Raw genomic sequence first — 9373 nt, 5'->3', positions numbered from 1 at the left:
CCACCGAACAGCAGATACAACCCGGTGAAGGTGTAGCCGACCATGACCAGCATCATGGTCAGCTGGCCGGTGAGCTGGTAACCCTTGGGCAGCAGGCGCAACGCCTTGTCGTGCGCTGCGATCACGGCCACGATGTGCCCGGTGACCACACAAGCCACTTTGATGCCGGCGAGGATCGGCGGATGCATCGACAGCACGTAGGCGACGTGGAGGTGGCTCAGTCCGAGCAGGTTCCAGCCCCGGCCGAGCGGATCGCCGAGCGCGATCACGGCCTGCTGGCCCCGCTCCACCAGGTACGACAAGTAGTGGGCGAAGATGTAACCCACCACGATCGGGATCAACGAATGCGCCATCTCACCGGGCAGCGAACTGCGCTGCTCGCGGTCGACACCCCCGGTCGCGCGCGCGGCCAATGAAAACGTCAGCGCCACGACGGAAATGAAGACCAGTAATCCGACGGTGCGCAGCGCGGACGACAATACCGCCGCGGGCACCCCGTGCGCGGTGCGGCCGATCCCGTCGGCGAAGCTGCGCCAGGTCGGTGAGGACGAGTAGCTGTCGAACGCCGTCGATCCGAGTAGCACCGACAGCACCGCGACCACGCCCGGCCGCACTGGCAGCGACGGCAGGTGATCGAACGGGTTCCCGAACACAATCTGTCCGCTGTCCGGATTACGGCGAAACGGGGAAAGCCGGGAAACCGCCATGCTGTACACCCCGAACGGGTCGACGCGGGCCAACCAACGCTGCCCGCACAGCCAGGCTCCGCCCAACAACACCACAACGTAGACCAGCAGCCATGCCTTGACCCACGGCAGCGACGCCGAGTTGGGGCTGGCCAGTTCCATCCACACGAAGGCGAACAAGCCCACCGCCGCCGGGCGATACCCCCAGCCTTCCGGATATCTGAGCCGGGTCCGGTGCAACCGCTGCGGTGTGATCCGTCGAAGCAGCAGATACACCGTGCGCACCGGCGAGATCACCCGCCACACCGGCCCGAAGAGCAGCGACAACGCCACCAAACCGACCCACAGCAGCACGTAGAACGCCCCGAGCAGGGCATTCTTCTGCGTCTGCGGACCCCATAGTCCTGCAATCAGCACCCACAGCGCGAAAACCAGCGCTACCGCGGCGATTGTCCAGCGGGTTGTGTGGGCGTCCACAAAGCGGGTCAACCCGGCCGGCAGCGGCCGGCCCGGCTTGAGCGGATCGAAACGCGGCCAGCGCCAGGCGAACGCGACCAGGGCGAAGGTGAACGTCAGCGCCCACGCGGCGCCGATCATGGCGTAGGCGTAGGGCACCGGGAGGTCACCTGACCCACCCAGCCCGTGCGCGAGAACGACTACGGTGCCACTGTCGCTCACGAACGCACTTGGATCGTGGCGACAGTGCGATCCAGATGGTGCAGTTCGACGTCCACGTTGCCCGGCACGTCGACGCTGAACTGGAACGTCTGGTTCGGCGCGGCGGCGATCTTGAACTCGTGATCAGGCACCGAGTGGACGTGCAGTTCGTCGGCGGCGTCGCTGGTCACCCGGAACGTGATCGGCTGGTTGATCCTGGCCTGCAGGATGGCGTTGACCGGGGTCACCCGCCCCTTGGCGATCGTCACCGCAACGGTGAGGTTGCCCGCCGCAGGCTTGTTCGCCGAACCGCCGCAACCGACCAGGCCGCAGGCCAGCGTCACCGCCACAGCCGGGACAAGCCCGCTGCGAAGCGCACTCCCCAAAGTCACGCCGCCCGCGGTGGGGAACGATCTAGTGCCTGCTCCTCCGGCTGCCTGGGCGCGAAGTCAGCTGCGTTGATCCGGCCGGCGCCCCAGGTCAGCGCGGTGATGACGGTCAGGGTGAAGACCAGCACCACGATTCCGCCGGCGGTGAACAACCACGCCGGGACGCCCGGGTCGCGTTCGCGCTGCAGGATCGTGACCTCGAGGACGAACGGCTTGGTGCTGACCGCCTGCGCCGGAATCTCCGGCACCGGAATCGCCGCGTCGGCCGGGGCCCAGATCGGCAATGCGGTCAGCGTCCTGCCGTCGTTGACACGCAGCAACGTCTTCCAGTCACCCCACACCGGGATCGGCTGAGTGGACACGTAGTGCCCCGGCCCGACTTTTTTGAGCCGGTCGATCTGCAGACCACGATCATTCTGCATCTTGCCCTGCCAGGACAGGATCGTCAGCCAGTCCGGGTGGGCGCTCACCAGCGTCGGAGGGTTGATCTGCACATCGGCCGACACCATGTGCTGCCCCGGCTTGCTGGGCAGGTCGGCGAGCTTGACGGTCGCGGTGTCCTTTTGCGGCACGGAGATGTGCAGCCCGTTGGCGACCGTTCCGCCAATCACGAGCACCGTCAGCGCCACCGCGGTGATGCCGAACGCCTTGCCCGGCAGGCGCTGGGTGGTCAGGACCATGCCGAACATCGCCGCGCACACCCCGGCCAGAATGGCCACCGGGACCGCCGTCGGCAGCGCTTCGCGCCACAGCGGCGTCGGCCACGGATAGTGGTACACCGCGCCGATCCACAGCGACTCCAGCCACAGTCCGACGGTGCCGATGCCCAGGCCGGCGACCGCGCCGAACAGGATCGGCCGCCGGAACAGCGGTATTAGGGCGATCAACTCAACCACCAGCGCCGGGCCCAGGTAGAGCGGGAACCAGTTGATCGGGGCACCCAGGATGGGTCCGACGATCAAAGCCACCGAACCGCGCAGCACAATCGCGAACAGGGCTGCGATGATCGCCGCGCCTTTGCCCATCGTCATGCGGGCGACGACGGCCGCGATCGCTGCCGCCGCGGCGATCAGCATCGGCTGGAACACCAGCCGGAACTGCGGCACACCGAAGTCGAATTCGATCTGGTAGACCGACATGCCGATGAACAATCCGCCAAGGGACAGATAGCGCATTGCTTTGACGAACCACTTGTCAGGAGACGCATCCGGCATTGCGCGCCTGCTTTCGTACTCCAGCATCAGAGTCGCGAAAAGCGAGAAGTTGGCGCCGCCGATCATCATCAGATGGGTGGGCCCCCACAGGGTGACGTCCTGGCCGAAGACGCGGTGCCAGATGTCGTCCAGCGGGAACCCGGTCAATGCGTAGAAGCCGCAGCCGGCCATCAGCACGCCGCCGACGGGTGCATACCAGTTACGCGTGATGCGTACCGCCGCCGGCCCCGGCTTGTCGAACGGGATCACGATGGCCAACATGCCGGCGAGGAAGATGCCGAACAGGCCGATGATGATGAAGTAGTGGGCGGGGTTGGCCAGCGGGCCCGGGTCGCGGCCATTGCCGATGTGCCAGCTGACGTCCCAGATGAAGCCGAACAGGGCACAGATGATCGACGTGGTGAACACCGCGACCGGCAAGGCCACCCAGGATGGGCGGTTGAACTTCTCGCCCATCTTGTCGGTCACCGTGGTCAGCCAAGAGATCCGATGCGTGCGGTGCGCCCAGCCGACATACAGCATGAACGCACCGATGATCATGGCCGCGATCGAGAGACCGATCACCTGGCCCAGGCCGGCTCCACGCGCCGGCGGCGACTCCGCTACAACCGCCAACACCACCGTTGACACCTCCCTATAAGGCTCGCACCGATAAAGAACACTTGTTCACTCAAAGCTAACTTATAGCAAAGTACGCTATCGATCCAGTGGCTTCTGAGGCCGAATATGCCCCAATTGATATCAGTTCAATCCGGCTTGTCGTCAGCCGGCGCATGTTCTGGCGAATCAGCGTTGCGCCGGTCTTTCACAGCGACGTACAGCACGACGCCGACGACGACGATTGCCGGCAGAAACGCCGGACCGGCCAGGATGAGCCAGTGGTGAGCCAGGTACTGCACGTGCGGATCAGTCATGGTCTTTGCGCTCCGGACGGTGCGGGTTCCGGCTGGGGGTAGCCGGTGCCGGCAGGATAACCAAATTCGACGTCTTCCAAGCACCACAACCGCACCTCGTTTGGTTCGGTACGAGCCGCATGGCCTAACCTGAACACCGTTCTTCAGCGGCGACAGCCCGCTCGAACACGTCGATGACAAGGGGGGCCTGGTGACTCAAGCGGCGACTCGGCCGACCACCGACGGCGGCGTCGTTTTTCAACGCACCGACATTCTGGCACTAGCACGCGAGCGGGTGCTGCAACGAGGCGAGGGTCTGATTCAGGACCAGGTGCTGCAGGTGCTGCAACTGCCCGACGACCGGCTCGAGGAGCTGCTGGGGCTCGCGCACGAGGTGCGGATGGCTTGGTGCGGTCCCGACGTCGAGGTCGAGGGCATCATCAGCCTCAAGACCGGTGGCTGCCCGGAAGACTGTCATTTCTGTTCGCAGTCGGGATTGTTCGCCTCGCCGGTGCGCAGCGCCTGGCTCGACATCCCCAGCCTGGTCGAGGCGGCCAAGCAGACCGCGAAGACGGGCGCGACCGAATTCTGCATCGTGGCCGCGGTACGGGGGCCCGACGAGAGGCTGCTGGCCCAGGTCGCGGCAGGTATCGAGGCGATCCGCAACGAAGTCGACATCAACATCGCCTGCTCGCTGGGCATGCTGAACGCCGAGCAGGTGGAGCGGCTTTCGGCGATGGGCGTGCACCGCTACAACCACAATCTCGAGACGGCCAAGTCGTTCTTCCCCGGCGTCGTCACCACCCACACGTGGGAGGAGCGTTGGGACACGCTGTCGATGGTGCGCGACGCCGGCATGGAAGTGTGCTGCGGCGGCATCCTGGGCATGGGCGAGACCATCGAACAGCGGGCGGAATTCGCCGCGAACCTCGCTGAGCTGGGTCCCGACGAGGTGCCGCTGAACTTCCTCAACCCCCGCCCGGGCACCCCGTTCGGTCACCTGGAGGTGTTGCCTGCCAGCGAAGCGCTGAAAGCGGTGGCGGCGTTTCGGCTGGCGCTACCGCGCACGCTGCTGCGGTTCGCCGGTGGCCGGGAGATCACCCTCGGCGACTTGGGCGCCAAACAAGGCATCCTCGGCGGCATCAACGCGGTGATCGTCGGCAATTACCTCACTACACTAGGCCGGCCCGCCGAAGCGGATCTGCAGCTGCTCGACGAGCTGCAGATGCCGATCAAAGCGCTCAACGCAACCCTGTAGAAGACTGGCGGCCGATGATTTCCGACCTGCCCGCCCCGGTCGGTGCGGGCGAATACAACGTCTACACCGGCACCGGCACCGGCCATCCGGCAGGCGGCACCAACACCCCTGTTCCGGCCGCGGCGCAGCTCGGTCTTGAGCCGCCCCGCTTCTGCGCGGCATGCGGGCGCCGCATGGTGGTCCAGGTCCGGCCCGACGGCTGGTGGGCGAAGTGCTCGCGGCATGGGGTGGTCGACTCAACCGACCTCGAGGAGCGGTGTTGACCGCGCCGGCGCAACTCGCCGCCGCGCCGCGCACCTCCAGCAGGCGAGCCGTGCTGGCCGTGGTCGCGGGTCCGTTACTGATGGGTCTGCTGATCGGCGGCGGGTGGGCGCTGATCGCGCCGCCCATTCACGGGGTGGTGGCACTGACCCACAGCGGCGAGCGGGTGCACGACTATCTGGGCGACGAGTCGGACAACTTCTTCGTCGCCGCGGCCCTGATGCTGGGACTGCTGACCCTGCTCGCGGTAGTGGCGCCGGTGCTGGCGTGGCAATGGCAAGCTCACCGCGGGCCGGCGATGGTCATCGGGCTCTCGATCGGTGTGATCGTTGCCGCCGCGGTCGGTGCGCCGGTGGGCGCGCTGCTGGTGCGGCTGCGCTATGGCGTCCTGGACATCAACCAGGCGCCGGTCACGCACAAGGATCCGTTCCATTACTTCGTCGAGGCGCCGCCGGTGCTGTTCGGCCACACCGCGCTGCAGGTCGCGTGCACCGTGCTGTTGCCGGCTGCGACCGCCGCGCTGGTGTACGGCCTGTTGGCCGCGGCTTCCCCGCACGACGACCTGGGCAGTACATCAGAGCGGCCTAAAGAGGGCGCCGCTGAATCGGTCGGCCGGTCACAACGCGCGCTGCGATCCTGAGCAGCCGGACCATCCCGATGTAGGTGGCCGGATTGAACATCGTCGGCCAGGTCGTCCGGATCAGGTGATCGGTCAGCGGTCGGCGGGCGAACCGGTCCTGCAACCACCGCAAGGCCATTGGCGCGGACAGCGGATGCAGCAACAGGTGCTCGTTGAACGCATCCCGGTGATAGGTGACGGCGGCTCCGCCGCCCGAGTACTCGTCGGCGAGGTTGTCGATGTCATCGACGGAGATCAAATAGTCGTGAACGGCTTGGATGATCAACACCGGCGGGGTCGGTACGGTCGTGCCGAGCTTAATGTTGTCGAAGATGTACTGGACCTCCGGCATGGTGAGGATCTCTTCCAGCGGCCGGTCGAGGTAGTCGGCCATGTCCTTCTTCGCCATTCGTAGCACCGCGATCCCAGTCGTCATTCGCTCCAGGTGCTTGAGCAGGGTCCGGCCTTCTTCATTGGTGTGCTCCTTGATCACCCGATCCAGATCCGGGTAGATCTGTGACAGCGCGGCCACGACCATCGCGGGCAAGCCGGACAAGAAGCTGCCGTTGAGCCGGCGGAAGGTATGGCCCAGATCGCCCACGGGAGAACCGAGCACCGCGCCGACAATGTCGAGTTCGGGTGCGTAGTCGGCGCAGAGCTCGGCGGCCCACGCGCTAGCCAGCCCGCCCCCGGAGTAGCCCCACAACGCCACCGGCGCCGATGCGGACAATTCGAGGCGCTCAGAACTCAGCGCGGCGCGGATTCCGTCCAGGGTGCAGTACCCAGGTTCGTACGGCGCGCCCCACATCCCGTCGGGACCTTCGTGGTCGGGTATCGAGACGGCCCAGCCTTCCGCGACGGCGGCGGCGATCAGCAAATACTCCAGTTGTGCCAGGGAGCCGATCGCCCTGGCGTTACGTCGCAGCGCATAGGAAGGAAAACAGCGGGAAGTTACGGAGTCGATGGCGCACTGATACGACAGCACCGGGCACGGGCGCTTCGGGGTCATGTGCGTCGGGACGATCACCGTCGTCACCGTCGCCTGGGGCAGGCCGTTCATGTCGTTCGTCCGGTAGAGCAATTGGATCGCTGCTGTCCGCTGCCGGATCAGCCCGAGAAACGCCAGCTCGACGTCGCGGGAGCGCAGCACCGTGCCCGGAACGGCGTGCCGGAAGCCGGCCGGCGGCTGGTAGAACGGGTCGTCCGACGGCAACGCGGGCCGCGCATCAGTCTTCAGCTCCTCGTGTGACGGCCGCCCAATCCATTCCGCACCCGCTGTGCTCGCCAGGCTGCCAAAGTCCATCGCCGCATTGTCCCTTAAGGCACCGTTGACAAGCCAATCGGCACGCCCGTGCGGACGGGATACCGGGAGGATTCAGCCGTGCCGGGCGGGCGTAAGGCGGCGAATTCGTCGGTGATTCGTAGCTGCGAGTCGGTGAATCGGTACAGCGCCGCCGGACGCCCTCCGCTGCGGCCGGACTGCGCGATGGTTCCGGTCTGGGTGATCACCCGGCGCCGGGCCAGCACGCGCTGCAGGTTGGTGGTATCGACCTGGTATCCCAGCGCCGCACCGTAGATGTCGCGCAGCGTAGACAGGGCGAAATCTTTTGGAGCCAGCGCGAACCCGATGTTGGTGTACGACATCTTGGCGACCAGCCGGGCCCGGGCGTAGGCGATCATCGGGGCGTGGTCGAAGGCCATCGGCGGCAGCGTGTTCACCGGATGCCAACGGGTGTCCGGCGGTAGCTCCGGTGTGGCGGGGTAGGGCACCAGGCCGAGAAAAGTCGACGCGATCATCCGTGGGCCCGGCACCCGGTCGGGGTCGGAGAACACGGCGAGCTGTTCCAGGTGAGCAAGCTCGCGCAGGTCGACCTTTTCGGCGAGTTGACGTCGAACCGAACTGGTCATGTCTTCGTCATGACGCAGCCGCCCGCCTGGCAGCGACCACGCGCCGCGCTGCGGATCTCGGGCGCGTTCCCACAGCAGCACACTGAGCTGCGGCTTCGACGATTTGGATCCGGGTTGAGGTGCGCGAACCTGGAACACGACAGCGAGCACTTCATGGGCGGTGCTACTATGAGTCATGTTTTCGATTGTAAGTCGAAAACCCCTGGCGCGGAAGGAGCGGCCATGACGGTCCTCAATCGCACGCACCCGGGGGCCGACGACCTCCAGACCGACCTCGCCGCCGGCATCACCAACTCGCCGTCCGGCTACGCCGGTGTCGACGGCGACGGGCAGTGGGCCGCCGAGGTCCGCCGGCTGGCCAAGCTGCGCAACGCGACAATCCTGGCGCACAACTACCAGCTGCCGGCCATCCAGGACGTCGCCGATCATGTCGGAGACTCGCTGGCGCTCTCCCGGGTGGCCGCCGACGCGCCGGAGGACACCATCGTGTTCTGCGGGGTGCATTTCATGGCCGAGACCGCCAAGATCCTCAGCCCGCACAAGACGGTGCTGATCCCCGACCAGCGGGCCGGCTGCTCACTGGCCGACTCGATCACCGCCGACGAGCTGCGGGAGTGGAAAGACGAGCACCCCGACGCCGTCGTCGTCTCCTATGTCAACACCACCGCCGCGGTGAAGGCGCTCACCGACGTTTGCTGCACATCGTCGAACGCCGTCGACGTCGTCGCATCGATCGACGCCGACCGCGAAATACTGTTCTGCCCCGACCAGTTCCTCGGTGCACACGTTCGTCGCGTCACCGGGCGGGCGAACATGCACATCTGGGCCGGTGAATGCCACGTCCACGCCGGCATCAACGGCGACGAACTCACCGAACAGGCCCGCAGCCACCCGGACGCCGAACTGTATGTGCACCCCGAATGCGGCTGCGCCACTTCGGCGCTGTATCTCGCCGGCGAAGGAGCCTTCCCGGCCGACCGGGTCAAGATCCTGTCCACCGGCGGCATGCTGACTGCTGCGCACGAGACCCGCGCCCGCCAGGTGCTGGTCGCCACCGAGGTCGGCATGCTCTACCAATTGCGCCGCGCTGCACCGGGTGTTGACTTCCGCGCGGTCAACGACCGGGCGTCGTGCAGATACATGAAGATGATCACCCCGGCCGCGTTGCTGCGCTGCCTTATCGACAGCGCCGACGAGGTGAATGTGGACGCCGGGACAGCTTCGCTGGCCCGGCGCAGTGTGCAGCGGATGATAGGTATCGGGCAGTCCGGCGGCGGGGAATGACCGGGACCTGCGCCTGGCAGCAGCGGGCTGACGTCGTCGTCGTGGGCACCGGGGTTGCCGGGCTGGCGGCGGGTCTGGCCGCCCATCGCGCCGGCCGCCGCGTGGTGGTGCTGAGCAAGGCGGACCGTCGGCCCGGGATGACGGCGACATATTACGCACAGGGCGGCATCGCGGTGGTGCTGCCGCACAACGACGACTCGGTAG

At 66.6% G+C, this 9373-nt stretch carries 11 protein-coding genes; 5 read left to right on the top strand and 6 right to left on the bottom strand.

Features of this window, described 5'->3' with window-relative positions; genetic code table 11:
• The 4 genes from WA317_RS02425 to WA317_RS02410 form a co-directional block, all read right to left on the bottom strand.
• A partial coding sequence (locus tag WA317_RS02425) for a hypothetical protein (protein ID WP_425171520.1) occupies positions 1–1364 on the bottom strand: 1364 nt, incomplete at its 3' end.
• Positions 1361–1735 (bottom strand): hypothetical protein, encoded by a 375-nt coding sequence (locus WA317_RS02420; RefSeq protein WP_425171519.1) that lies wholly within the window; start codon positions 1733–1735, stop codon positions 1361–1363. The genes WA317_RS02425 and WA317_RS02420, both read right to left, overlap by 4 nt.
• Positions 1732–3486: a hypothetical protein gene (locus WA317_RS02415; RefSeq protein ID WP_425171521.1), complete on the bottom strand. Its 1755-nt coding sequence runs from the start codon at positions 3484–3486 to the stop codon at positions 1732–1734. Before WA317_RS02415 ends, WA317_RS02420 begins: the two co-directional genes overlap by 4 nt.
• Positions 3487–3692: 206 nt before the next feature.
• On the bottom strand, positions 3693–3860 hold the full coding sequence (locus tag WA317_RS02410; RefSeq protein ID WP_425171518.1) for a hypothetical protein: 168 nt from the start codon (positions 3858–3860) through the stop codon (positions 3693–3695).
• A gap of 190 nt (positions 3861–4050) precedes the next feature.
• On the opposite strand from WA317_RS02410, the gene bioB reads away from it, so the two are divergent.
• The 3 genes from bioB to WA317_RS02395 are packed head-to-tail and all read left to right on the top strand — an operon-like array spanning position 4051 to position 5998.
• A complete protein-coding gene (bioB, locus tag WA317_RS02405) occupies positions 4051–5097 on the top strand; it encodes a biotin synthase BioB (protein WP_425171517.1) in 1047 nt (348 codons plus the stop codon).
• 14 nt (positions 5098–5111) lie between these two features.
• Positions 5112–5360 (top strand): hypothetical protein, encoded by a 249-nt coding sequence (locus WA317_RS02400; RefSeq protein ID WP_425171516.1) that lies wholly within the window; start codon positions 5112–5114, stop codon positions 5358–5360.
• The gene (locus tag WA317_RS02395; protein WP_425171515.1) at positions 5357–5998 is read left to right on the top strand and encodes a DUF2567 domain-containing protein; all 642 of its coding nucleotides are present in this window, start codon (positions 5357–5359) and stop codon (positions 5996–5998) included. The genes WA317_RS02400 and WA317_RS02395 overlap by 4 nt, the downstream gene beginning before the upstream one ends.
• Here WA317_RS02395 and WA317_RS02390 read toward each other — a convergent pair.
• Together WA317_RS02390 and WA317_RS02385 are read right to left on the bottom strand one after the other, a co-directional pair.
• Positions 5943–7280 (bottom strand): lipase family protein, encoded by a 1338-nt coding sequence (locus WA317_RS02390; protein ID WP_425171514.1) that lies wholly within the window; start codon positions 7278–7280, stop codon positions 5943–5945. The two genes, WA317_RS02395 and WA317_RS02390, sit on opposite strands and share 56 nt — an antisense overlap.
• A 14-nt stretch (positions 7281–7294) precedes the next feature.
• On the bottom strand, positions 7295–8062 hold the full coding sequence (locus WA317_RS02385) for an NUDIX hydrolase (protein WP_425171513.1): 768 nt from the start codon (positions 8060–8062) through the stop codon (positions 7295–7297).
• Positions 8063–8107: 45 nt separating this feature from the next.
• On the opposite strand from WA317_RS02385, the gene nadA reads away from it, so the two are divergent.
• Both nadA and WA317_RS02375 read left to right on the top strand, forming a co-directional pair.
• Positions 8108–9169 carry a quinolinate synthase NadA gene (nadA, locus tag WA317_RS02380; RefSeq protein WP_425171512.1) on the top strand — a complete coding sequence of 354 codons (1062 nt, stop codon included), beginning with the start codon at positions 8108–8110 and terminating at the stop codon, positions 9167–9169.
• Positions 9166–9373, top strand: a 208-nt coding sequence (locus WA317_RS02375) for an FAD-dependent oxidoreductase (RefSeq protein WP_425171511.1), incomplete at its 3' end; no start/stop codon positions are given. The genes nadA and WA317_RS02375, both read left to right, overlap by 4 nt.

This window comes from Mycobacterium sp., from assembly GCF_049802695.1.
In the GTDB taxonomy this organism is placed as follows: Bacteria; Actinomycetota; Actinomycetes; order Mycobacteriales; family Mycobacteriaceae; genus Mycobacterium.
Note: the sequence above shows the minus strand (reverse complement) of the source record. Positions and strands in the feature narration are given on the sequence as shown.